This is a genomic window from Vibrio floridensis (assembly GCF_021852965.1).
GTDB lineage: Bacteria > Pseudomonadota > Gammaproteobacteria > Enterobacterales > Vibrionaceae > Vibrio > Vibrio floridensis.
On record NZ_JAKGCY010000001.1, the window covers coordinates 393092 to 419360 of the forward strand.

Genomic DNA, 26269 nt, shown 5'->3' on the forward strand with positions numbered 1-26269 from the left:
TCGAATGGCGGTTATTTTGCAGGCGCGCCGACTGAGGCACGGCGGATCAGCATGGGCAAAAAGAGCTTGTGCTCTTTGCGCTCAGGTGCCTCACCATTGGCCAATTGCAGCGACAGTTTTACCGCCTCGTTGGCCATCACCTGAATCGGATAGCGAACTGTGGTTAAGCGTGGGTAGATGTAGCGTGCGACGTGGCCATCATCAAAGCCAATGAGCGACATCTCTTCAGGAATGCGAATGCCGTTTTCCAGCAGCAACGAGAGGCATCCTGCGGCCATGTAGTCGTTGTATGTCGCCAGCGCGGTGATGGGGAGGTTCTTCGCCATGATGCTGATCATCGCCTGCTCGCCGCCGGTTTCGTCTGGCTCGCCATATTCAATGTATTCATCGCGGATCTCGATGCCGTTGTCGCGCAAGGCATCTTGATAGCCCGCGAGGCGATCTTTGGCGTCGTCGATGTTGTGGCTGGAACAAATATAGCCAATGTGTTTGTGACCACTGCGGATCAAAAACTCCGTCGCAAGGTAGGAACCGCGATGGTTGTCGAGCGCAATGCAGCGTGATTCGATGCCTTTCACGACCCGATTGATCACCACCATAGCGGGAATTTCGTCCGCCAGTGAGACAAGTTCTTGGTCGCTCATGCCTTTGCTGTGCACCACCAAGGATTCACAGCGGCTGTTGATCAACAACTCGATGGCGTTGCGCTCTTTGTTGGCGTCGTGATAGCCGCTGCCAATCAACAACTGTTTGCCTTGTTCGCAGGCCACGGTGTCGATGGCTTTGACCATGGTGCCAAAAAAAGGCGCAGAGACGTCATTCACCAAAACGCCAATGGTATTGGAAGATTTGCTCACCAGTGCACGCGCGTTGGCGTTGGGACGATAGCCCAAAGATTGCATTGCTTCTTTGACCGCGACGATTGCCGCTTCGCTGGTGTGAGGGGCGTTATTGATAACGCGTGAGGCGGTGGCTATGGATACGCCAGCCAGTTTTGCCACGTCTTTGATGGTCGCCATAAGGGATTACTTTTGTTGTTATTGTTCGTTTACGCCGCCATTTAACACCGCCCACGGTGATAACTCAAATGGCAACCGAATAAATGTCGGATAAGCTCAAGTTTCGAGAGGATTTTTCACCGAAGTGAGTTAAAAAAGCCCTGCCGGTAAGGGCAGGGCGAGCGCTAGGCGCAGTTGGGGGTTATTTTTTGTTGGCGTATTTCATCGAATCGAGCGCGACCGCGAAGACGATGATGGAGCCTTTAATAATGTATTGCCAGTATGGGCTGACGCCGATGTAGGTCATACCGTAGTTGATAACGGTGAAGATCAACACACCCGTGACAACACCAGCAATGCTACCGACACCACCGGCAAATGAAACGCCGCCGACCACACACGCGGCGATGGCATCGAGCTCGTATAGGAAGCCCAAGTTGTTGGTGGCACTGCCGATACGGCCAGCTTCCAACATACCGCCAAAGGCGTAAAGCACACCAGAAAGGGCATACACTTTCAACAAGGTGAGGGGGACGTTCACACCAGACACTTTGGCCGCTTCTGGGTTACCCCCCACGGCGAAAATGTTTTTGCCAAACACGGTTTTGTTCCACAGCACCCACATAAAGACAATGGCGATGATGGCGTAGAAGGTGATGTAGGAGAAACGGAAACCACCGAGGTTGATAAAGCCTTGCGTAAAGGTGGTGAAACGCTCGTCAAAGCCCGCAATCGGAGAGGCGCCCACGGCATCGTAGTAAAGCGAGTTGATGCCGTAAACGATGATCATGGTACCTAATGTGGCGATAAAGGGCGTTACTTTTAGGTAAGCAACGATAACGCCGTTGACCAAACCGATGATGGCACCGATCAAGCACACGCAAATGATCACCGCGACGATGGGCACTTCGCCAATGCCTGGGAACACTTTGTTGACGTTATCGATCGATTGCAACAGGGTGGCCGAAATCACCGCCGCCAAACCCACTTGGCGGCCGGCGGAAAGGTCGGTGCCTTGGGTGACAATCAGGCCGGCGACACCGAGAGCGATGATGACACGCACGGAAGATTGAGTCAGGATATTACTTAAGTTTCTCAAGCTAAGAAACGATGGCTCTTGAATAACAATAACAGCCAGTAGAATAAGGAGAACCGCGTATATTGCGCTCTCTTTTAAATGCTTTAATGCGAAAGATTTAACAGCGTCCATAATTCATTCCCTAGAGATAGCGAGAAGCCAGTTCTAATATTTCATTCTGTGAAGTTTCTTTGGTATTAACGATGCCCGCTGCGCGGCCATTACTCATGACTAATATTCGGTCTGTAATACCCAGTAATTCCGGCATTTCCGAAGAAATAATAATGATGCCTTTGTTTTTCTTGGCTAATTCGAGAATTAATTGGTAAATCTCAAACTTGGCGCCAACGTCGATCCCGCGTGTCGGTTCATCCAGCATGAGGATTTCCGGTTGCGTGAGTAGCCAGCGGCCAATGATGACTTTCTGCTGGTTACCGCCCGACAAAGAGCTGATGTGGGTTTGATGAGAGGGCGTTTTCACGCGCATGGAATCAATCACCCACTGCGTGTCACTCTTCATTTTTTTGTCGCTGAGCAGGCCCATTTTGGTTTTGTACTCATCGACGTTGGCCACCAACGCATTGAAGGTGATGTCGAGATTGCCGTAGATACCGGTGGAGCGACGTTCTTCGGTCACCAGGGCGAAACCGTTGTTGATCGCTTCGTGCGCATCGCGGTTTTTCATCTCACGACCATGCAAGCGAATGTGCCCTTCGCTGCGTTCGCGTACACCGAAAATCGTTTCGACGATGTCGGTTCTGCGTGAACCCACAAGGCCTGCAACGCCTAAGATCTCGCCCGCTTTCAGTTCAAACGACACATCTTGAATCGACGGTTGGTTGAGCGCGGTGAGGTTTTCCACTTGCAAAATCACATCTTTCGGTGTGTTGGTTTTTTCAGGGAAGCGATGCGTTAACTCGCGGCCAACCATCATGGCGATGATCTGGTCCATATCGAGCCCTTTGAGAGGGCGAGTGTCGACCCATTGTCCATCGCGCAAAATGGTGATTTCATCGCAGATAGCAAAGATTTCTTCCATCTTGTGCGAGATGTACACCACGCCACAGCCTTTCTCTTTCAGCTTGTTGATGATGGTAAACAGGTGGCTGACTTCTTTTTCCGTCAGCGATGAGGTGGGTTCATCCATGATGACGATTTTGGCGTCATAGGAGAACGCTTTGGCGATCTCAACCATCTGCATTTGTGATACGGATAAGGTCGCGACTTTGACTTTAGGATCGATATCGATATCCAGTTCGGCAAAGATTGCTTTGGTATCGCGATACATTTTATCGTGATCAACAAAGAACCCTTTCTTTGGATAACGACCGAGCCAAATATTATCCATGACGGAGCATTGTTTTACTTGGTTCAATTCTTGGTGAACCATAGAAACACCGGATTCCAATGCTTCTTTTGATGAGGTGAAATTCACTTCCTTGCCGAGAAAGAGAATATTTCCTTCATTCTTCTCGTAAATACCAAATAGACATTTTAATAGTGTTGATTTGCCAGCCCCATTTTCTCCCATTAATGCATGAATAGAATGAGGGCGAACGTTTAAATTAACCTTATCTAATGCCTTTACCCCAGGAAACTCTTTACTTACTCCTGTCATCTCCAACAGGAATTCATGTGTTTGATTTACCATGGTCTCTCTTTATTTCGTCAATGGGCGGACAACAGAAATGTTCTCTAACGACAGTGTGACAATGAAGAAAGCGCATAGGGGGAGCATGCTCCCCCGGGCACTAAATTAGTTCAAGGTATCTTTATCAACGCCAACATAAGGCACGCGAACAATTTTGTTCACGACTTGCCAGCGAGTGCCTTCAGCAGGTTGTTTGCCATCGGCGAGGTTACGTGACAGTTCAAAGGTCGCTTTCGCTTGGGATTCCGCATCGTTGAGTACGGTACCCGCCATGTCGCCAGATTTGACCAGCGCCAAGGCTTCAGCTAAGGCATCAACACCGTACACAGGCAGTTTCACGCCCGCGCCGCGCAGTGCTTCTACCGCGCCCATCGCCATGCCGTCGTTGTTGGCAATCACCACTTCGATTTTGCTGCCGTTAGGGCCAGAGAGCCAAGCGTCCATCTTGTCTTTCGCCATCGCGGTATCCCACATGCCGGTATCCATGTGCAACTCTTCGGTTTTGATGCCGTTTTCATTGATGGTTTGCACAGAATACGTGGTGCGTGCTTCCGCATCTGGGTGGCCAGGTTCGCCTTTTAGCATTACGTATTGCAGTACGCCATCGCCGTTTTTGTCCCATGCTGGGTTGGCTTTCCACGCTTGCGCGATGAGATCACCCTGAATGATGCCCGATTCTTTTGAGTCGGTACCGACGTAGTACGCTTTGTCGTAGCTCGCGAGCGCTTGTGGGCTTGGTTCTTTGTTGTAGAACACGATAGGCACATCGTCCATTTTCGCTTTTTGGATGATGGTTGGCGCGGCCGCAGGGTCAACCAGGTTAATGGCCAGCGCTTGCACACCACGAGCCAACATGACGTCCACTTGGTCGTTTTGCATCGATTGGCTGTTTTGCGAATCGTTCATCAGAATGCGAGTGCTTTTGTCTGATGCCGCTTCTTTTTCAATCGCTTGGCGCACAACCGACATGAAGTTGTCGTCGTACTTGTAGATAGTAAATCCAAGGGTGGTATCCGCTAGAGCTTGTGTTCCAAAGCCTACACCAGCAGTGAGCAGAGCAAGTAGAGTAACCTTTCTCATAGAAAAATCCTGATTGTTTGTTATTGGTTTGCTGTAGGGGTAATTCGTTATCTGCAATTAATTTTATAATTGGTGAAAACGTTTACCCTTTGAGTATAGTGACAAACGAATCAATTAATGTGAACTAGATAAAAATTTCACCAGATTTGTAATTGAATGTTAATGTTTGTAAGGGTTTTGTGATTTGAGTGTGGTTTTTATCTTGTGTGTAAACGTTGGTCATAAAAGTGGTGGTCGAGTGCAAAAAAAAACGCTCTAAAACGACAAAGCCAAGCCTTAGACGTAAAATCAAAGGCTTGGCTTATCGGGTTTGGCTTAGTGGGAAAGCCTAGAGGCGAGTGAGCGCTAGCGTGAAGCCGGGCTAAATCGCAACTGGTAGCGGTAGTGTTTCTCCGTTAATTGGAATTCTTTGTGCACACTTGGGCTCCAAGAGTCGTCACCGCCAACCCCCATGTGCTGGTGGTCTAGACGCAGGTAAATCTGCTGTTGTGCTAGCAAATCATGGGTATGTTTTGCTGCTGCCAATTGTTGCTGAGCGTATTGGCTAACACTGAACTGGAAATCACCCGAGATGGCCAACTCGTTCACTTGCAACCACTGCGTGCCACAACGCAGGCCGCTGTCGGTTGGGAAGATGTACGGTGTGTGCATCTGCGCCAGTGTTTGAGTATGTAAGCCAAAACGTGCTGCGGCCAAGCGATCTGGGTAGTTTTCAAATGGGCCTAAGCCTTGCCATGTGATCGGCGTGTCGGTTTGGTGAAGCGGCAGTTGCAACTCCAAGCCAATACGCGGCATCGGCGGTAGAGCGTCTGCCAGTGTGACGTCGACATCCAATTGCATTTCGCCATCGTTGCTGAGTGTGTGCGTCCACTGGGTTATGGCTTGCACGTCGCCGCCAAAGTGGTAGGCAAACGTGGTGGTCACGACCACGGCGTGAGCGAGCGTTTCGCTCTCGCACTGGACGCAATGACGCTGCCACTGACCAATGCCCGCCATTTCCCAACGGCATACCCAAGCGTTGGGATCAACGTTATCCACTTCACTGATGCCGATGTCGTTATCCAGCGGGGCGCGGAAGAAGTTGTCTTGCGGCGCGGCCAGCATTTGCGCTTTGCCATCCACGTTCCATTCCATCAGCAAACCGCTTTGGCTATCCCAGCTCCATTGATGCTTTTCATCCAGACTGCTGACCACAATGGCGTGGCCGTTTTCGGTCAGCTTGGGTGCAGGCTGTGTGCGCAAGGTTGGCATGGCAAGGCCAGCGTGATTGCGCAGCGCCATTTGTTCTGTCGCCACCACATGGCCAGCGGGAGCCCATGACGTCGCTTCAATAAGGCAGATGTCGGTATTTAAGTGGTATTGCGCCTGCGCTTTTGGCGTGAAGTTCAGCGCAATTTCAAGGCGTGTTTGGCTGTCAGCCTCTACGCTAAGCGCCTGTGAGCCCGTTTGGATGACTTGGCCATTTTCTAACAGTGACCAGTTCAATTGCTCGTTATCGGTGGCACGGAACAGGTTCTCGTTGGTCACCAACAGTGTGCACGCTTTTTGGGTTTGCTCTTGCAGCGAGACGGTGATCATGCGCTGGCAATATTTGGCTTCTTGCAACGTTGGATGCACGGTGCGATCGGGGAAGATCAAGCCGTTGATGCAGAACTGGCGGTCATTGATTTCATCACCAAAATCACCGCCGTAAGCCCAGAAGTGCTGGCCGTTTTCATCCCATTGGCTCAAGCCTTGGTCGACCCAATCCCAAATAAAGCCGCCTTGCAGGCGTGGGAACTCGCGAAATGCCGCCCAGTATTCATCAAAACTGCCTAGGCTATTGCCCATCGCATGGGCGTATTCGCACAAGATCAATGGTCGCGTTTCGTTGGGGAGAGAAATCCATTTTTTGATGGGCCATTTTGGCACCGCTTCATCGGCAACTAGGGTATTAACGCGCGCGTACATTGGCGCAATAATGTCGGTTGCCGTGGTGTTTGAACCGCCGCCTTCGTATTGCACAGGGCGGGAAGGGTCAAAGTTTTTCGACCAAGCGTACATCGCATTGTGGTTGCTGCCGTGGCCCGATTCATTACCTAAAGACCAGATGATGATCGATGGATGGTTCTTATCGCGCAGGACCATTTGGGTGTAGCGACTCATGTACGCGTGTGCCCATTGCGGATCGCTGGATAAGCGGCTCATTGGCTGCATGCCGTGGGTTTCAATGTTTGCTTCATCACACACGTACAAGCCGTATTGGTCACACAGTTCGTACCAACGCGGATGGTTCGGATAGTGAGCGGTGCGCACTGCGTTGAAGTTGTATTGTTTCATCAGGCAGATATCGCGGATCATATCCTCTTCCGTCATCACATGGCCCAGCTCTGGATGATGCTCGTGGCGATTGACCCCGCGGATCAGCAGCGGCTTGCCGTTGAGCTTCAATTGACCCTCGCTGATTTCCACTTTACGGAAACCCACAGGGTACGCTTCGCTCTCGAGATGCGTGCCGTTTTCATCCAACAGTGAAACGACTAAGCGGTAGAGGTTCGGTGTTTCCGCCGTCCATTTCTTTGGCTCGCGTAGGTGCAGGGTTTGGAATACCACATCATTCCAAGTGCCCCGCTCGTCGATGCGACGGTTGTGTGGGCGAGCGATGTTTGGCTCAGTGACCGCTTGTGTACCCTCAAACAATTGAACCTGTACTTGATGGGTTTCTGGCGCTGCAATGGTGGTGACGATGGAGAGTGAGCCGTCGCGATAGCAGGCGTCGAGATCCGGCGTGATGAACACATCTTCGATGCAGTGCTGTGGTTTCGACAGCAACGTCACGTCACGGAAGATACCGCTTAGCCACCACATGTCTTGGTCTTCTAAATAGCTGCCATCACACCAACGCATCACCATGACCGCAAGTGTGTTTTCCCCCGCGACTAGGTGTGATGTGAGATCAAATTCGGCAGGCAAACGGCTGTCTTGGCTGTAGCCAACCCAAGTGCCGTTACACCAAAGATGGAACGCCGAGTTCACACCGTCGAAGATGATGCGTTGGGTGTTGAGCAAATCTTCTGGCGACAACGATACCCTAGTGCGGTAACAACCGGTTGGGTTTTCACGGGGCACGAACGGCGGGTTCACGTCAAATGGGTATTTAATATTGGCGTAAATGGGTTTGTCGTAACCGTGCAGTTGCCAGTTAGACGGCACGGGGATCTCATCCCATTCCGCGTCATTGAAATCGGCCTGCGTGAACTGACCATCCACCTGCTCTGGCGCATCAAACAGTTTGAATTTCCATTGTCCATTTAGTGATTGACGCTGGGCGTGAATACCATCGCGAGCATGGGCCATATCGCGAAAACTGGCGAGTGGGCTATGTGCCTTTAGGCAGTGAATGTTCACGGATTGCGGGTTTTCCCAGTCGCGTCGTTGGAGAATTTCTGAAAATGCAGTCATGTGGTGCCTTTATGATTGATGTTACCTGCGGGCGAATAAGTCAGTCTGTTTTAGAGCAGCACAAGCAAGTAACAAGTTCCTAACTGAGGCAGAGTGTAATGAAACTCTGGAAACGTTTTCATGATGTGTGTGGCATTTTTCCACTCGCACACGATAAATCCAGAGCAATGTGAGAATGATCGTTGTTTTGCCGTCAAGTGTGGTGATGGGAGCTAGCGCTTCAAAGGTTGGAAAAGATTGTGGGTCTTGGTTTTATCGGTAGTTACGGCACTGAGCTTTGAATAAATCTGGAAACGTTTTCATGATTTTGCAGTGGCTCACAGATTATTTTGTCCGTTTCATTATGATGCGGCGTAATTTCTCGTTTTTAGGTAAGCATGATGACGAACAAAACAGTGATTGAGTTAAGCGGTCGGGAAACTCAGTTGATGGTCGAGCTCGGCGAATACGCGGAGATTCTGCACTGGGGAAACAAGGTTCAGGGGGAGCTTGAAAGCGCTCGCGTTGCACTGCATCGTCCGGTGCCATATGGTCGCCTTGATACTGATGTTGCGATGACACTCCATCCTGAGCTTGGCCGCGGTGTGTTCAGTAGCCCCGGTGTGGAAGGGCATCGTGAAGGACAAGATTGGGCACCCGTGTTTGTCATCTCTCGTGTTGAACACGGCCAAGGTTCCATCGTGATTCAAAGCGAAGATGCGATCGCGGGCCTCCGCCTGACAACCGAGCTGACGATGGATCAGCATGATGTGGTCAAAACGCGCCACACACTCACCAACATTAAAGCGGGCCTATACCAAGTGAACCGCTTGGCGAACACTTTGCCTTTGCCTACCCGTGCGAGCGAGTTGATGACCTATTACGGGCGCTGGGTTCACGAGTTTCAAACCGTGCGTCAACCCTTGTTTCAAGGGGGCTACCAACAAGAGAACCGCCGTGGACGCACTTCCCATGAACATTATCCCGCATTGGTTGCTGGTAGCGCGCATTTTGGCGAAATGAGTGGCGATGTATGGGGATTCCATTTCGCATGGAGTGGCAATCACAGACTGCGTGTGGACGTGAAAGCTGACGGTCGCCGTTATATGCAAGCGGAGGTGATCTATCTTCCAGGTGAAGTGGCACTGAAAGAAGGCGAAAGCCTGACCACGCCGTGGTTGTACGCAAGTTACAGCCGCTCGGGTCTTAACGGCATGAGCCACCATTTCCACTCACACGTCCGTGATTCGATTTTGCCTAAGGATTTTGCGAACAAGCCTCGTCCGATCCACCTTAATACGTGGGAAGGCATCTACTTCGATCACGACCCAGACTACATCATGTCAATGGCAACCCAATCGGCGGAGATGGGCGTTGAACGCTTTATTATTGATGACGGCTGGTTCAAAGGGCGCAATGGCGACAAAGCCGGGCTAGGGGACTGGTTCTTATGTGAAACCAAGTATCCGAATGGTTTGCAACCGATCGTCGAGCACGTCAACAAACTGGGTATGGAGTTTGGTTTGTGGTTCGAACCGGAGATGATCAACAAAGATTCAGATTTGTATCGCGCGCATCCTGATTGGTTATTGGCCGTTGAGGGTTACGACCAGCCAACTGGTCGCAACCAGTATGTGATTAACCTGCAAAACGATGATGCGTTTAACTTCCTGTTTGAGCGGTTGGACCATTTCCTCTCGACTTACAATATCGCCTACATCAAATGGGATATGAACCGTGAAGTGGTGCAGCCAGCGCATTTAGGCCAAGCGGCAGCGCACAATCAAACCCAACGTTACTATCAGTTAGTCGATAAAGTTCGTGAAAAGCACCCGAACGTCGAGATTGAGTCTTGCGCGGCGGGCGGTGGTCGTATTGATTTTGAAGTGCTGAAACGCACGCATCGATTCTGGGCGTCAGACAACAATGACGCACTTGAGCGTCAAACCATTCAACGCGGCATGAGCTATTTTTTCCCGCCAGAGGTGATGGGCAGCCATATTGGTGCCAGCCATTGTCACAGTACGCGCCGTCGTCATAGTATCGAGTTCCGTGGGCTTACGGCACTGTTCGGTCATATGGGGATTGAGCTTGATCCTGTGAAAGAAGAGCAAGCGGAAAAAGAAGGTTTTGAGCGCTATATCAAGCTGCACAAAATGCTGCGGCCACTGCTGCACAGCGGCAGAACTTGGCGTGTACCAACCGATGATAAAGCGCATCAAATTCACGCGGTGGTGGCCAACGATCAATCGCAAGCGGTGGTGATGATTGCTCAGCTCGCGATGCCGACGAACTCTCTAAGTGGGCATTTGCGCGTACCGGGTTTAGCTCCACAAGCGACATATCGAGTGACGGTATTGGATAAACCGTCTAACTACGATGACATCGTGAATTACCAGCCGGCATGGACTGAATCGGGCTGCGAACTGTCTGGCGCATGGTGTGAAGAGGTTGGTTTAACCATGCCAATTCTTGATGCAGAAAGTGCGATGTTGGTGACGTTCGAACGTATTCACTAAATAGACGCTTTCGACGTTTCTCCTTGGTTTTTTATTGCCGTACAGATGTCAGATTTGTACGGCTTTTTGCGTTGTTTTACGCTCTGTTTGAAATCGTTCTCATGTATTGGTGTCGAACTTTGTCGATAAAATAAGGGAAATGTACGCAATATCGTGAGTTTTTGTTACTTTAAAATTGTTCAATGTCTCATTTTGAAAATTGAACTGTAAACGTTTCCATAAAGTAGTTTTTGATCACAGTAAGGCATTCAGTGTGTGAGTAGCATTAGCATCGAAAACTAAATAAAAGACGTCGACGTGATGGCTTCTCGATAGGGGAGTGCAGCGCGATACGATACTAAGGAATGATTATGTCTGAAAAAATTACGCTACAAACCAAGCTGTCCTACGGTCTTGGTGCACTCGGTAAAGACTTTGCCTGTGCACCTATCTATATCTTCTTAATGTTCTACTTTACGGACGTGGCAGGCTTGTCTGCTGCTTTCGTTGGTACCATCTTCTTAGCCGCTCGTATTATCGATGCGATTACTGACCCAATGATGGGGGTGATCGTCGACAATACGCGTTCTAAGTTCGGTAAGTTCCGCCCTTGGATTGTGATTGGCACGCTGTTAAATGCGATTGTCTTAGTTGGCCTTTTTAGTACGCACATGTTTGAAGGGACAACGCTTTACATCTACGCGGCCGCGGCTTACATCCTTTGGGGTTTAACTTACACCATTATGGATATTCCTTATTGGTCAATGATTCCTGCGCTATCAAGTTCTCGCCAAGAGCGTGAAAAGCTGGTGGTATGGCCGCGCCTGTTCGCAAGCCTTGCATGGTTCATTACGGGGACATACGGTCTGCACATTGTCGGCGAGCTGGGTAACGGCAACCAAGGCGACGGCTTCTTTAATGTTGCGATGCTTATTGCCGTTCTGTTTGTGATGAGCGCATTCTTGATTGCGCGTAACGTCAAAGAGAAAGCGGCGCCGGCAAACGCGAAACCCGCAGAGAAATTCAGCTTCAAAGATGTACTGACTATCATCGGTAAAAACGACCAGCTTAAAGCGCTGATCGGCACGGTTCTCTCTTTCCAAATTGCGAACCTATTGGTGGGTGGTTTTGCGATTTACTACTTCTCTTACGCGCTGGGTAACGCAGAGCTATTCCCAGTTTACATGGCGGTGGCAGGCGCGGCAGAAGTAGCGGGGGTGTTCTTGTTCCCTCGCATTGCTGCTCTACTACCACGCAAGTTGCTATGGCCTATCGCTTGTGGCTTCCCAATTCTGTCTTGTGTGCTTCTACTACTGATGGGCTTTGTTGCGCCAGCTAACGCTCTGATGATTGGTATGGCGGGTGCGGCAATTAAGTTCGGTGTAGGTATCGCGAACGCACTGCAAACGGTCATGCTGGCGGACGTTGTGGATTACGGTGAGCACAAAACCGGTCGTCGTAGCGAAAGCGTTATCTTCTCAGTACAAACCATGCTTGTGAAATTCGCAGGCGCAGCAGGTGGCTTCATTGTCGGTGTGGGCTTGTCGGTTGTCGGTTACGTCCCTAACGTAGAGCAATCTGCAAGTACCATCATGGGGCTTGAATTTATGATGATTGGTTTACCAGCCATCATGATGACCGTCAGTGGTGTGATTTACCAACGTTACTACCATCTGCATGAAGGGTTTGATAAGTCTGCAGTTGAATCTGAGGTAAAAGGAAAGGCTTCTCTGGCTCAAGCCTAACCCGAACAAGCATCAGTCTGGCGTAGCGCCAGACTGATGCTTTCTGCTTATCTTGTTTCCATTCAATCCCCTTTAGCTCGTCGCGGCTTTGCTCTATAATTCGCACGCTTTTATCTGGGACAATGCAATGATTTCAAAAAACCAACTAAAACTGCTTCGAGCTTTGGGGCAAAAGAAACAGCGCAAAGCGCTTGGCTTATTTCTGGTTCAAGGTGAAAAAAATGTCCTTGAGTTGGCCAACAGCACGCTCAAGGTGAAACAGGTTTTTGCCACGGCAGAGTTTCTACAGCAACATGCGGTTGAGCTGGCTGGTTATGAATGCATTGAAGCATCGCTGGATGATTTGACGAAGGCGAGCACACTGGTGAGCAACAACGCGGCGATTGCGGTGGTAGAAATCCCTGCGATTGAAACGCCAAAAGCACAAGGTTTGATGATCGCCCTTGATGGTGTGTCTGACCCCGGTAACCTTGGCACCATCATCCGCGTGGCGGATTGGTACGGCATCAAACACATTATTGCCAGCAGCGATTGCGCCGACCCATACAACCCGAAAACCATCAGTGCCACCATGGGCAGTTTTGGCCGTGTGCAGGTGAGCTTGGTTGATCTGCCCAGTTACTTAGAGCAGGCAAATTTGCCAATTTACGGTGCGTTTCTTGAAGGGGAAAGTGTTCATAAAACGACGTTTTCAGCGCAAGGCATTTTGCTGATGGGCAGCGAATCTCACGGTGTTCGTGAACAAGCGTCGAAGTTCGTCACCGACAAGATCACCATTCCAGCGTTTGGTGGGGCAGAATCGCTCAATGTGGCGATGGCAACGGGCATTATTCTCGACAATATTCGCCGTCAGCACAGTTAGTTAAGCGTACTGTTTTGCCGCTGTGAAATAGCAAAAAAGCGTCGTGGAATACGACGCTTTTTTATTGAATCCGTTTTTCTCGAATCGGCTTAACCCATCGATTCGCTGGGAAAACTTATCTTTCGAGCATGTCCAACTTGTTTGGCACGCCATTCCACTTTTCTGCCTCATCCATTGCTGGCTTCACTTCGGTTTGTACTGGCCAGAGCTCGGCCAATTCCGCATTCAGCTCTTTGTAGATCACTTGATCTTCTGGCAACTCATCTTCTTGGAAGATTGCCGCTGCGGCACACTCGTCCACACACAAACCACAGTCGATGCACTCGATGGGGTTGATCACCATGAAGTTCGGCCCTTCGTGAAAGGCATCCGCCGGGCAAACGGCGACACAATCCGTGTATTTACATTGGATACAGTTATCAGTTACCACAAATGCCATGACATAGCGCTCTTTAGTTCGGTGAAACACATTCTTCAATGACACGTTGCGGTCAAAAATGAAGAAGGGGGATGATACTGATCCCAAGGCAAAATTCAACATTGGTGACGGCGATTGTTATGGCGAACTTTGCCTCGTTCTGGTTTTTAGTATGACCCAGTCCTGCTTTTTGTATGACATAGAAAGCAAATTCTCGTAAAATGCGCGCCATTGTGAGCTGCGCGGGTTGCTTTTTCTCAAAGGAAATGATCCAGCAAGGCTAAGACACCAACTGTAACGAGACATCCCATGATACGTTTAACTGAACTTCGACTTCCTCTCGACCATGAGGAAGGCGCGCTTCTCGAAGCCATTACCGCCAAGCTAGGCATTCCCGCAGAGCAGGTTCTTTCTTTTTCCATGTTTAGACGTGGTTACGATGCTCGTAAAAAGACCAACATCCAGTTGATCTACACGCTGGATATTGAAGTGGCGAATCAAGATAAGTTGTTGGCGAAGTTCAGTAAAGATCCCCATGTTCGTGAAACGCCGGATATGGAATACAAGTATGTGGCTCAAGCGCCAGCGAACCTCACTGAGCGCCCAATCGTGATCGGTTTTGGCCCTTGTGGCTTGTTTGCTGGCCTTGTGTTGGCGCAAATGGGTTTCAACCCAATCATTGTTGAACGTGGTAAAGAGGTGCGTGAGCGTACCAAAGATACTTTCGGTTTCTGGCGTAAGCGTACGCTGAATCCGGAGTCAAACGTACAGTTTGGCGAAGGCGGTGCGGGCACCTTTTCTGACGGTAAACTTTACAGCCAAGTAAAAGATCCTAATTTCTACGGCCGCAAAGTGATCACCGAATTCGTTGAAGCGGGCGCACCTGAAGAGATCCTCTACGTAAGTAAGCCGCACATCGGTACCTTTAAGCTGGTCACGATGATCGAAAAAATGCGCGCGAAAATTCTTGAGCTCGGCGGTGAGATCCGCTTTAGCACGCGCGTTGACGATATCCATATGGAAGATGGCCAAATCACGGGCGTGACGCTGTCTAACGGTGAAGAGCTAAAATCTCGCCATGTGGTGCTTGCTGTGGGTCACAGTGCGCGCGATACCTTTGAAATGTTGCATGAGCGCGGTGTTTATATGGAAGCTAAACCGTTCTCTGTCGGTTTCCGTATCGAGCACAAACAGTCGATGATCGACGAAGCACGTTTTGGTTCAAACGCGGGCAATCCAATTCTCGGCGCGGCAGATTACAAACTGGTGCACCACTGTAAGAATGGCCGCACGGTTTACAGCTTCTGTATGTGTCCGGGTGGTACGGTAGTAGCGGCGACCTCTGAAGAAGGCCGCGTTGTGACAAACGGCATGAGCCAATACTCACGCGCAGAGCGTAACGCCAACAGTGCGATTGTGGTGGGCATCTCTCCTGAGATCGATTACCCGGGTGATCCGCTCGCGGGTATCCGTTTCCAGCGCGAGCTTGAATCCAATGCTTACCGTCTTGGTGGTGAAAACTACGACGCACCTGCACAGAAAATTGGTGACTTCCTAAAAGGTCGCGATCCAAGTGCTCTTGGTGACGTGGAGCCATCATTCACGCCAGGTATTAAACTGACGGACCTTGAGAAGGCGTTGCCACCTTTTGCTATTGAAGCGATTCGCGAAGCGATTCCCGCGTTTGATCGCAAGATCAAAGGGTTTGCGTCTGAAGATGGTTTGCTGACTGGTGTGGAAACGCGTACCTCTTCTCCTGTGTGCATCAAGCGCGACAAAGAATACCAAAGCGTGAATCTCAAAGGTTTCTACCCAGCGGGTGAGGGTGCAGGTTATGCAGGCGGTATCCTTTCTGCGGGTATCGACGGCATTAAAGTGGCCGAAGCCGTTGCGCGTAGCATGGTGGCTCAGCTAGAAAACGCGTAAATAAAAAGAACGTTGATCAAGGGCTCGTAAGAGCCCTTTTTTGATCCTTCTTGGCTGCAAAGTTCATGTTCCTTTCAGTGGCTTAGTGTCTTGATGCCCAACCTAAATTCCTGATGCTATTCAGCATGTCTACTCATGTCAGTGCGTGATCAAGATCGTCATTTCATTTGAATCTATGGATACACATCACGTTCACAAACCTTTGAAACGTTGTCCCATCAAAAATGCAGTATATTTTATTTCTATAAATGAAATGATGTTTCATAATTTTAATATATTAATTTTAAATTAAATAACAATGGATTTTAAAAGGGGTATGAATGAAAAGATTTAAACTGTCGGCACTCACACTATCGTTGTTTGCAATCAGCGGGTGTCATGAAGAGGTGAAGTACAAGTATGTAGAAACCTCAAGTTCTTCAAACATGGCTAAGGGCGCGGTTGTGGCTGAAGTCAGCAGCGATTTCCAAAAGTTACAAAGTAGGGTTGTTCCAGATCTAATTGCCAGTGAAGAAAAACGTGCCGCTAAAAACGGTGGTACATTGTCATCTTTAGCCCAAGAGTATCTGATTGCATTGCAAGATGACGGCAGTTGGCAAGGGATAGATTACGCAAGTACTGATAGAAAGAACTGGCCATCGAAATTGCACCTTGAACGTCTTCGCGTGATAGCAGCTGCTTTTGCGCAGACGGGCAATAGCGAATTTGAGCAAGCCGCGATTAAAGCACTCTCCTATTGGTTTCAAGTTGACCCGAGCGCACACTGGTGGTGGGAAGAAATCGGTAAGCCCAATTTCCTTGGCCCTGTAGGCATGATGTTGGGTGAAAGTCTACCGTTGAACTTGCGCTTTGAAACCGCCAATATCTTGCCATGGGGAATCGGTCATCAGGATTCGTGGAAGTTGACTGGTGCCAATCGCACCGATATTGCTATGGGAGTTCTTTACCGTGGCCTATTGACAGAAGACAGTGATCTGGTGGGCACTGCACTCAAAGATATCGAGGGTACTATCGTTATTTCTACGGAGGAAGGGATACAAGAAGATCTTTCTTTTCAACAGCATGGCAAGCAACTTTACACTGGTGGTTACGGGGAATCGTTTTTCAATCCTGTGATTCGATGGGCTTATAATGTGAACGATTTGCAGTGGAAGTTCAGTCAAGAAAAGATCGACATTCTCACGAACTTTTATCTGGATGGTATGCGTTGGATGACCCGAAGTAATACGTTGGATTACAACGTTAGCGGACGCAGTATTACTCGCGAAAATGCACCGCTTACTCAACCTACAGAAGGCGCACAGCAGATCAAGCTGGATAGTATGACCACGATGGACATGGTCGCGGCACTTTCCCCAGAGCGAGCAGCGGAAGCGTTGGTATTCAAGGAGCACGTCTATAACGATGGACCATCCGGTATCAACGGCTTTAAGCACTTTTGGCGCAGCGATTACTCTGTAAAGGTGACAGATGATCACTTGTTTGGCATTAAGATGAACTCTAAGCGTATCGAACCGACGGAAACAGGTAATGGTGAAAACCTTTTAGGCTATTGGCTAGGCTTTGGCAGCACCTTCTTGATGCAACGTGGGGATGAGTACCACAATATTTTCCCTGTTTGGGACTGGAAACTGATTCCTGGTGTCACGGCACCTGAGTATGAAGAAGCATCAGCTTGGTGGGGGGAAATTATGCAACCAGATGTTTCTTTTGTCGGTGGTGTTTCCAATGATAAGTTTGGTGTCAGTGCGATGGATATGAACATAAATATCACCCATCTGGAAAGAATTGAGTCTGACACAAGTAAGGAAAGAGGCAAGAGGATCCCACTAATCGAAGGTGGTGGTAATACCAAAGCGAAAAAAGCTTGGTTTAGCTTTAACGATGAGGTCGTTGCTTTGGGGGCGGGAATTCACTCAACACATAGCGAAAACGTTAATACGACTCTAAATCAGACACTGTTAAATGGAACCGTCACCGTCGATGGCACTCCGCTCGACCAAGGAAATCACGACATTTATAACGCTAATTGGGTACATCACGATCTTGTGGGCTACATTTTTCCGGAACAGGGCCAGCGAATGCTGTCCAATCGAACACAAACCGGCTCTTGGCAACGGATCAACAGTGGCCAGTCTGCTGAAGTAGTGAGCAAGGATGTCTTTACCTTACGTATTCCACACGGTGTCCAACCAGATAATGGCGCGTATCAATACATTATTCTTCCTGGTAAAACAGCCGAAGAAACAGCTACTTACTATCTTGATTTGCCGATAGCTATCTTAGAAAACAGTACGCGCATTCAGGCTGTACGCCACGATGAACTGAAAGTCAGCGGAATAGTTTTCCATCAGGCGGGGTCTATCGTCCTGAACAGTGACTTAACACTTAGTGTTGATCAGCCAAGCATCGTACTGTTGGATGAAAGTGGCAGCGAACCAGTCGTGACGCTTTCTACCCCTGATCAGGTGTACGCTAAAGTGAATCTTACGCTCGATTCCAAAGCAAGAGGTGAGGCCGTGACTCAACTTGTAATCACTCAAGGTAAACCGGAACGACAAGGTAGCAGTATCACTTTCCCTTTTTATAAGGGAGCGGACAATCAAGCAGTTTTAGATGAAATTGCTCAAACCAAAGTAGAAGAAGATACCAGTGCAGACAGCGCAGCAGTAGAGAAACAAGCAGCGGCAGATAAAATGGCCAGTGATACTGGGCTAGTGATCATCACCGGACAGGATGCATTCGTTCGTGGTGGGACAGAGGCTGATAAGGTGTTTGGTACGAACAGCTACATGGGAGTTGAAAATCACACGCTTTACGATCATCTAAAATACAAATCTTTGCTGCGTTTTGATATGACGAGTCTAGCGGGAAACAAAGCAACTTCCGCCAAGCTCAAAATCTATTTGCGAAACGTCAACGCGAGAGGTGAAGCCCATGTACGTTTACAAGCATACGCCGTAGAAGTAGGGGACTGGACTGAAAAAACAATGACCTGGAATAGGTTGCCAGCTATTGAGGGTGCCGCTACATCGAATGTTCTTAGCTTGGTTCATGAAGAAAAAGACAAATGGATTGAGTTAGACATTACAGATATTGTCAACCAACTGAATGGAGCAACAAGCTTGGATTTAGTGTTGAGCAATCCGGATCTACAAAACGGGTATATAGGGCTTTCGACAAGAGAACATGATGGTGAGAACAAAGCTCCACATCTCGTTTTGAAGTAAGTACTCATCTCGGCAACGATAGAATAGGAGCAGGAAGCTGCTCCTATTTGAGGCTGTAACGAAATCTATGCCCGTGTTAGGGATGTAGGCTACTCGGCTATTTTGGTGGTGCGGGATACCGCTTTGCCTCTGAAATGCACTGGCATGGCGAACCGGAGGTATTGGTCCCGAGAGCTGGTGAGCAGTTATTAACTTTGTTTGAACAATACCGTCAACAAATCAACCACTGGACACGAATTCGCCCCGGATTTAGCAACCACTTGCTCGCCGATTTGATTTTAAGTTGTCTGATCAAGCTTCAAGCCATGAGACCTGAACTCGACAATGGCTATATCGAGCAGCAAGCGAAACTTTGGTTGGATGCATTTCATTTATCTGACAAACACTTAGCGAGTCTCATCCAAGAGGAAACTGAAGGTAGGCTCAAACACATTAGGATGAGCTGTTGTTTAGCATACAAGTGCAGCAACGGAACCCTCTGCCAAGATTGCCCCAGACTTTCCACGAACAAACGTTAAAGGCTTGTAAGTTGGGGGAATGCCAGTGTTTTGGTGATCGACTCTATCACGTTGAGTTTGAAAGGGGCGAGGAGGTGAATGCTGGTGCCTATTACTTAATGCGAGTCACATGAAATCTACAAAATAGTTACTTTCACAGGTGACTTAAGTACGTCTCATTTTTCTGAATGAAATGAGCATTTGATCTGAGGCTGTGAATTTTTAATTTAGTATTGATATTTGCAATGACAAGCCTGTTTGACAAATCCATAAAACTGAATGCGAATGTCATTAAAGGGCTGATGGTGATTTTTATCAGAGGAAAAATATCATTATTAAGTATCTTATTGATGGTTTTAGAGGAAAACCCAATTTTGTAAGCAGAGCTCATGCTCGATATCGAATTGATGATCATCTCTATGAATTTTCGTTTCCTGATAATTACTCTAGTTTTAAATACTATCTTCAGGAAACGAACTTAGACGTACTTAATGGCTGTACTGATCCCAACTTTTTTGAGCATAAAGTTGATCTGGGTTTCTTCTCATATCGATTTCACAACGTCATTATTAACCCCATCGATCCCTATAATAGCCAAGGCTTACTGCTAGTGATCGTGAGGCTTAAAAAAGTGCCACAATCATTTGATGGCATTGAATCGTTAAACGCTGTGATAGAACAAGAATATCTAGACTTTTATCATGATCCTGTACCAGTAGAAAGAACGTTGCGTGGTCGGCATACAGAGGATATGAATCACGCCTTTGAATATGCAAAGAAAAGATGGGATGATTATTCGGATGATGAGGATAAGAAATCAAGAGATACCTATATTTTAGGGAACTACATGAGGGCCTATCCGCCAATAAAATGTACATCTCTTACTCTTGGTAAACAGACATATTCTAAGTACGTTGAAGGTGATATTAACTACAAACATATTTTCCAGCGAGTGTACAACCTTCCGCTCAAAGACAACTATGTGTTGAGCTTTTTGTTTAAATACCGCTTAGAAGGCGAAGCGTCTAAGAAAAAATTCCGCAAGTGGCTTCTTTCTTCGGATGAAGCGTTTGAACATAAAGTCCTTGAAACGCTCGAGATATCTCGTTTGGTCGATCCCCAGTTAAACGCTATTTCCGCTAAGTGATAGATATATTATGTTTATTAAAAACTTTCGAGATGGTTTTAGAGGTAAGCCTAATTTTGAAAGCTTAGAACTAGCTCAATATAAAATAGATGATTATTTCTACGAATTTTCATTTCCAAACAATTACTCTAGCTTTGTCTATGAGACGGTGTGTGTGTCTTTACCTATATCTAATGACACTTTTGTTAATGAGGATCATGAAGAAATTGTTCATCTTGGTTTTGTGTCCTATCGATTTAGCAATGACATTAAGAATCCTTTATTTCCATGTAATAGTCAGGGTTTGCTACTTGCTATCGTTAGAATAAAACAAGTGAAAGAAAACATTGATGATGTTGAATCCCTTGGTCGTATACTTGAAGAAGAGTATGTTGGCTATTATCACGACCCAAATCCTGATAATAAAAGCCAGCGCGGAAGGCATACTGAGGATATGAAAAATGCATATAGATACGCTAATAAAGTTTGGGGGAATTTACCAGATAGTGACGATGATTCTATAGAAAGAAATGACTATCTGCTTGGTTCGTATCTGAGGTCATATCCGCCAATAAAATGTGAATCTGTGAAAATAGGAAAATACTGTTATTCTAAGTATGTAGAGGGGAACATCGATTATAAAAATACCGTTAGAAGATTCTATAATTTGCCTATTAAAGATAACTATATATTGAGCTTTGAGTTTAAATATCGATTAGAGGGGAATGCGTCTAAGAAAAAATTCCGTAAGTGGCTTCTTTCTTCGGATGAAACCTTCGAGCATAAAATACTCGAAACATTGGATATTTCTCGTTTGGTGGATGCCTCTACTGAGAACGAGATCGCGTTCATCTCAAACCAAGGTGAGCAGTAGATTCGGCACATGGTTATGTTTCGGGGCTCATTGAGCCCCTTTTGTTACTTAATACCTAATCGCTTGGCTAGACGATGAAGGTTGCCACTGTCGAGCTCTAATTGCCTTGCGGTGGCGGCCCAGTTGCCTTGGTTAGACTCTAATGCTCGTAAGATCAGTTGTTTTTGAAAGGTGTCGGTTGCCTGTTTCAAACCGATGTCGCTGTGAATTTCGTGTTGAGCTTGCGAGGCTGCAACGGTTGGCAGCATGGGAGAAGTCGGCGTTTTGATGTCGAAATCTTGCGAGATCAGTTCGATGTCCATTTGCGGCGTGCGCGCTTTGGCCAAAACGGCGGCGCGTTTTATGACATGCTCCAACTCGCGCACATTGCCCGGCCAGTGGTAGTCCCTAAGCTCTGCGACCAGAGAAGGGGAGAGCCGAACGCTGTGTAAGCCGAGTTTGCCTCTGACTTGTTCAGCAAAAAATCCGGCTAGCAAAATCACATCCTCTTCGCGCTCGCGTAGGGGGGGCACATGCAACGGAAAGACACTGAGCCGGTGATAGAGATCAGCACGGAAACGCCCCGCTTTGACTTCCTCATGCAGAACTCGGTTGGTTGCGGCGACGATACGCGTATTAACGCGAATATGACGATCATCACCAACGCGTTGAATGTCGCCATATTGCAGCGCTCGCAATAGCTTGGCTTGTAGCTCTAACGATAATTCACCCACTTCATCGAGGAACAGCGTGCCACCATCGGCTTGCTCAAATTTCCCTTTGCGGTGGCTGATGGCGCCAGTAAATGCCCCCTTGATGTGACCAAAAAGTTCGCTCTCCGCTACCGATTCCGGCAGTGCTGCACAGTTGAGGTAAACCAAGTTGTTTGATGCTCGGTCAGAACGATGATGAATCGCATTGGCGACCAGCTCTTTGCCCACCCCAGTTTCGCCCATGACCAATACAGACAGCTCGGTGTTGGCGACCGCATCAATCTGATCTTGCAGTGTTCTCATCCCCTGTGAGTTACCGATAATCTCATTACTGAGCGTGCGCTTCTCGGCGTAAGATTCACGCGGCAAGCTGGCTTGGGTTTCCAACTGTTCCAAAAGCAGCGCGGTATGCAAGCCACCGGCGGCCAAGGCACTGATAAAACGCAGTTCTTGGTTTTTTAGCTGATCAAATTGGTTTGGGTCTAACGCATCGATGGTGATGGCACCAATCAGTTGGTCATCAATCAGCAATGGTAAACCAATGCACGAGTGAACGTGGAGTTTGCCTTGGTGGTTGGTGATCAGGCCATCGTAGGGATCGGGCAAAGTGCTTTCAGAGGGAAAGCGCACAATGTCTCCTGCTCGCGCGATGGCTTCCAAGCGAGGATGCTGTTCAATGGAGAAGCGTCTGCCAAGAACTTCTTTGGCCAAACCATTGATTGCTAACGGCTTAAAGTGTTGATCTTCAAATAAAAGCAGCGCAGAGGAGTCGCAATTGAGTACGTCGCGAATGGTGGTGAGCAGGGTATCGAATCGCGCTTGGCGTGTGAGCGCAGAGTTGAGGTCCTGAGTAATGTGCAGCCACTGGGCGATAAGCGAAGTCATAAGGTCATACCAATAATGTCAATATGACAATTATAGTGTCTAGATGACAAAATTCAATAGTGTCATTTGGACACTGCTAAAAGTTGGATTGATTTTAACTTATTGAAATATATTGGTTTTAAAAGTTGGCATGGTCGCTGCAATAAGAATAAGTAGATGTTTAACCAAGAAAAAATTTTCACTTATTTTGCAAGGTAGTAATCATGACGATTCATGTAAAAAACAACATTCATTGGGTAGGACAACGCGATTGGGAAGTACAAGATTTTCACGGTACAGAATACAAAATGACCAAAGGTACCAGTTACAACAGCTACTTGATTCGTGAAGAAAAGACCGTACTGATTGACACGGTTGATCATCGCTTTAGCCAGCAGTTTATTCAAAACCTGCAAATGGAAATCGATTTGCAAAGCATCGACTTCATTGTGATTAACCATGCTGAAGAAGATCACTCAGGCGCACTTTCGGCGCTGATGGAGAAAATCCCCAACACACCAATTTACTGCACAGAAGCCGCAATTGATTCCATTGTTGGTCATCACCACCACCCTGAATGGAACTTCAAAACGGTCAAAACGGGTGACAGCATTGATATCGGTAATGGCAAGCAACTGGTGTTTGTTGAAGCCCCAATGCTGCATTGGCCAGACAGTATGATGACGTATCTGACTGGCGATGCAGTACTGTTCAGTAACGACGCTTTCGGCCAGCATTACTGCGATGAGCGCTTGTTCAATGACGAAGTGGATCAAGCAGAGTTGATGGAGCAGTGCCTTCGTTACTATTCCAACATCCTGACGCCTTTTAGTGCTTTGGTGACGGCGAAGATTCAGGAAGTGCTGAGCTTTAACCTTCCTGTCGATATGATTGCCACCTCACACGGGATTGTCTGGCGTGAGAATCCAACCCAGATCATCGAGCAATACTTGGCTTGGGCGAATAACTACCAAGAAGACCGCATCACCATCTTCTACGATTCCATGTCGAACAACACGCGCATGATGGCCGATGCGATTGCTCAAGGTATTCACGACGTTGACCCGAGTGTTGCCGTGAAAGTATTTAACGTTTCCAAGCAAGATAAGAACGAGATCTTAGCCAATGTGTTCCGTTCCAAAGGGATTCTGGTTGGATCTTCAACCATGAACAACGTGATGATGCCGAAAATCGCCGGCATGTTAGAAGAGATCACCGGGCTGCGTTTTAAAGCGAAAAAAGCCGCGGCTTTTGGTAGTTATGGCTGGAATGGTGGTGCAGTTGATCGTATCCACGCGCGTTTAACCGATGCGGGGTTTGAGACGGCGATTAGCTTGAAAACCAAGTGGCGTCCGGATGGAAAAGCGATGCGAGAGTGTCGTGAGCATGGTCAGCAGATCGCCAAACTGTGGGCCGTTAAAGATAAATCGACCTTGAGTACGCCCGTAAATGCCTTTCAGTCAGCAACACCAATTGAGGGGATCGAAGCGCAGCAGCCGTTAACAGAAACCACGTCAACCGCAGACGCTGCGCATTCAGCCGATTGCCAATGCATGGTTTGCACCGTTTGTAATTGGGTGTATGACCCCTCTAAAGGGGAACCCAATCAAGGCATTGAAGTGGGCACCACTTGGGCCGATGTGCCGGATTATTTCCTTTGCCCAGAATGCCATTTAGGCAAAGACGTTTTTGTTGAATACCAAGGGTAAGGAGGGGGTGATGTCCGATCCCATTATCATCATTGGCAGTGGTTTTGCTGCCTACCAGTTGGTCAAAAGTGTGCGTCGTTTAGACGCACATATCCCAATTCAGATCTTCACTGCCGATGACGGTGCCGAGTACAACAAACCGGATTTGAGCCACGTGTTCAGCAAGCGTCAAACTGCGGCGGACTTGGTGGTGAAAAGTGGCGAGGCATTTGCCACAGAACACAACGTGCAACTGCACGCTCACACGCAGGTCGAACGCGTGCTGACCCAGCAACAGCAAGTGGTGGCCAATGGCCGTTGCTACCCTTATTCCAAACTGGTGTTTGCCACCGGAGCACAAGCGTTCGTGCCGCCGATGCGTGGGGATGGTCTGGCAAAAGTGATGACGTTGAACTCGCTGCAAGAGTATCAAGCGGCTGAACAGCCGTTAAGCCGCGCTCAGCACGTGTTGGTGATTGGTGGCGGATTGATTGGCGTGGAGATCGCGCTGGATTTGGCAACCTCCGGCAAACAGGTAACGGTGGTGGAGCCCAATGCACGTCTGTTAGCCAATTTGCTGCCGGAGTTTATTGCTCTGCCATTAGAACAGCAGTTGATGAAGCATGGCATTCAGTTGGCACTGAACAGCCGTGTGGAAAGCGTGACAGAGCAGGGTCAAACGTTGGCGATTGCGCTGCACGATGGACGTGAGTTTGCTGTGGACGCGGTACTATGCGCGGCGGGGCTCAAAGCCAATATCGCTGTGGCGCGAGAAGCGGGGTTGAGTGTTGAACGAGGGATTTGCGTTGATCATCAGCTCAACACATCCGAGCCGTACATCTATGCCTTAGGGGATTGCACGCAAATTGAAGGGCGTATGTTGCCCTATTTACAACCGATTGTGCTGAGCGCCAATGTGTTGGCCAAGCAGTTAGTTGGTCAAGAGGCACGGTTGATGCTCCCCCCCATGATGGTGAAGGTGAAAACGCCAAGTTATCCCATTCAGTTGGCAGGCGATTTTTCGCCAGAATCGCATTGGCAGGTGCAGCTGTCGCCAGAGGGTATTGTGGCTAAAGCGCAAAGCCCACTGGGGGATTTTACTGGCTTTGTGGTCACAGGTGAGTATGTCACGCAGGCGTTCCCATTGTTGCGCGAGCTGTCTCAGCGCGCGAATGGATAAGTAACAACCAAATTAAAGAGGGCAGACGATGTCACATATGCGCATTCCAAAACAGTGGACGATTCAACGCTCCACCCCATTTTTTACCAAACAAACCGTGCCAGCAGCGCTGCTGACACACCACAATACCGCGCAAGGGGTCTTTGGCCAGCTGTGCGTGATGGAAGGGACGGTCACGTACTATGGTTTTGCCAACGAAGAGGCAACGGAAGCAGAGCAAGTGGTGGTGATCACTGCGGGGCAGTTTGCGACCAGTCCGCCACAATATTGGCATCGTATCAAGATGAGCGACGATGCGCAGTTCAACATCAACTTCTGGTCGGATCGTGATAAACGAAATGAGGTGATGTTCCACGCGAAAACGGAGTGAGAACCATGAGAAGCCGTGTTGCTGGTCAGTGGTTACCACCAACACGGCATGGTTTTATGCTTGTTGTGCCTC

Annotated in this window: 17 protein-coding genes and 1 pseudogene; 11 read left to right on the top strand and 7 right to left on the bottom strand. The window is 48.4% G+C overall.

Translation table 11 applies throughout. The features are described 5' to 3' along the window. Positions 1 to 11: 11 nt before the first annotated feature. The 5 genes from LZU85_RS01590 to LZU85_RS01610 form a co-directional block, all read right to left on the bottom strand. The gene (locus LZU85_RS01590) at positions 12 to 1019 is read right to left on the bottom strand and encodes a substrate-binding domain-containing protein (protein ID WP_011151585.1); all 1008 of its coding nucleotides are present in this window, start codon (positions 1017 to 1019) and stop codon (positions 12 to 14) included. 181 nt (positions 1020 to 1200) lie between these two features. Beyond that, on the bottom strand, positions 1201 to 2208 hold the full coding sequence (gene mglC / locus LZU85_RS01595; protein ID WP_011082207.1) for a galactose/methyl galactoside ABC transporter permease MglC: 1008 nt from the start codon (positions 2206 to 2208) through the stop codon (positions 1201 to 1203). Between the two features lie 10 nt (positions 2209 to 2218). Next, positions 2219 to 3727 (bottom strand): galactose/methyl galactoside ABC transporter ATP-binding protein MglA, encoded by a 1509-nt coding sequence (gene mglA, locus LZU85_RS01600; protein WP_065090901.1) that lies wholly within the window; start codon positions 3725 to 3727, stop codon positions 2219 to 2221. A gap of 105 nt (positions 3728 to 3832) precedes the next feature. Beyond that, the gene (gene mglB, locus LZU85_RS01605; protein WP_011082209.1) at positions 3833 to 4807 is read right to left on the bottom strand and encodes a galactose/glucose ABC transporter substrate-binding protein MglB; all 975 of its coding nucleotides are present in this window, start codon (positions 4805 to 4807) and stop codon (positions 3833 to 3835) included. 345 nt (positions 4808 to 5152) lie between these two features. Then, positions 5153 to 8248 carry a beta-galactosidase gene (locus LZU85_RS01610; RefSeq protein ID WP_237286199.1) on the bottom strand — a complete coding sequence of 1032 codons (3096 nt, stop codon included), beginning with the start codon at positions 8246 to 8248 and terminating at the stop codon, positions 5153 to 5155. Between the two features lie 380 nt (positions 8249 to 8628). Here LZU85_RS01610 and LZU85_RS01615 point away from each other — a divergent pair, with 380 nt between their 5' ends. From LZU85_RS01615 to LZU85_RS01625, 3 genes are all read left to right on the top strand, one after another. Further along, on the top strand, positions 8629 to 10746 hold the full coding sequence (locus LZU85_RS01615; protein WP_237286200.1) for an alpha-galactosidase: 2118 nt from the start codon (positions 8629 to 8631) through the stop codon (positions 10744 to 10746). Positions 10747 to 11096: 350 nt separating this feature from the next. Further along, the gene (melB, locus tag LZU85_RS01620; protein ID WP_237286201.1) at positions 11097 to 12470 is read left to right on the top strand and encodes a melibiose:sodium transporter MelB; all 1374 of its coding nucleotides are present in this window, start codon (positions 11097 to 11099) and stop codon (positions 12468 to 12470) included. 127 nt (positions 12471 to 12597) lie between these two features. Next, positions 12598 to 13332 carry an RNA methyltransferase gene (locus tag LZU85_RS01625; RefSeq protein ID WP_011151593.1) on the top strand — a complete coding sequence of 245 codons (735 nt, stop codon included), beginning with the start codon at positions 12598 to 12600 and terminating at the stop codon, positions 13330 to 13332. Positions 13333 to 13447: 115 nt separating this feature from the next. Here the strand turns inward: LZU85_RS01625 and fdxA are convergent, their stop codons facing one another. After that, positions 13448 to 13771 carry a ferredoxin FdxA gene (gene fdxA, locus LZU85_RS01630; protein WP_011082218.1) on the bottom strand — a complete coding sequence of 108 codons (324 nt, stop codon included), beginning with the start codon at positions 13769 to 13771 and terminating at the stop codon, positions 13448 to 13450. A gap of 288 nt (positions 13772 to 14059) precedes the next feature. Between fdxA and LZU85_RS01635 the strand changes: the two genes are divergently transcribed. From LZU85_RS01635 to LZU85_RS01655, 5 genes and pseudogenes are all read left to right on the top strand, one after another. Beyond that, entirely contained in the window at positions 14060 to 15676 is a 1617-nt protein-coding gene (locus LZU85_RS01635) for an NAD(P)/FAD-dependent oxidoreductase (protein ID WP_047111547.1), read from the top strand. Between the two features lie 320 nt (positions 15677 to 15996). Then, positions 15997 to 18906, top strand: a complete 2910-nt coding sequence (locus LZU85_RS01640) for a polysaccharide lyase family 8 super-sandwich domain-containing protein (protein ID WP_237286202.1) — start codon at positions 15997 to 15999, stop codon at positions 18904 to 18906. Between the two features lie 122 nt (positions 18907 to 19028). Then, positions 19029 to 19424, top strand: a pseudogene (locus LZU85_RS01645) (siderophore ferric iron reductase); the annotation flags it as partial. A 589-nt stretch (positions 19425 to 20013) separates the two neighbouring features. Beyond that, the gene (locus LZU85_RS01650) at positions 20014 to 20550 is read left to right on the top strand and encodes a hypothetical protein (protein ID WP_237286204.1); all 537 of its coding nucleotides are present in this window, start codon (positions 20014 to 20016) and stop codon (positions 20548 to 20550) included. A gap of 10 nt (positions 20551 to 20560) precedes the next feature. Then, positions 20561 to 21403 carry an Mg-dependent DNase gene (locus LZU85_RS01655; RefSeq protein ID WP_237286205.1) on the top strand — a complete coding sequence of 281 codons (843 nt, stop codon included), beginning with the start codon at positions 20561 to 20563 and terminating at the stop codon, positions 21401 to 21403. 44 nt (positions 21404 to 21447) lie between these two features. On the opposite strand, the gene norR is transcribed toward LZU85_RS01655, so the two are convergent. Further along, complete coding sequence (gene norR, locus LZU85_RS01660; protein WP_045618930.1) at positions 21448 to 22980, bottom strand: nitric oxide reductase transcriptional regulator NorR; 1533 nt, start codon at positions 22978 to 22980, stop codon at positions 21448 to 21450. 203 nt (positions 22981 to 23183) lie between these two features. Here norR and norV point away from each other — a divergent pair, with 203 nt between their 5' ends. Genes norV through LZU85_RS01675 form a run of 3 tightly spaced genes read left to right on the top strand, consistent with a single transcriptional unit; the run spans position 23184 to position 26197 of the window. Beyond that, a complete protein-coding gene (norV, locus tag LZU85_RS01665) occupies positions 23184 to 24668 on the top strand; it encodes an anaerobic nitric oxide reductase flavorubredoxin (protein ID WP_237286206.1) in 1485 nt (494 codons plus the stop codon). 10 nt (positions 24669 to 24678) lie between these two features. Then, positions 24679 to 25827, top strand: coding sequence for an NADH:flavorubredoxin reductase NorW (norW, locus tag LZU85_RS01670; RefSeq protein WP_237286207.1), 1149 nt, complete (start codon positions 24679 to 24681; stop codon positions 25825 to 25827). Between the two features lie 28 nt (positions 25828 to 25855). Then, on the top strand, positions 25856 to 26197 hold the full coding sequence (locus LZU85_RS01675) for a TehB family protein (RefSeq protein ID WP_237286208.1): 342 nt from the start codon (positions 25856 to 25858) through the stop codon (positions 26195 to 26197). Positions 26198 to 26269 lie beyond the last annotated feature (72 nt).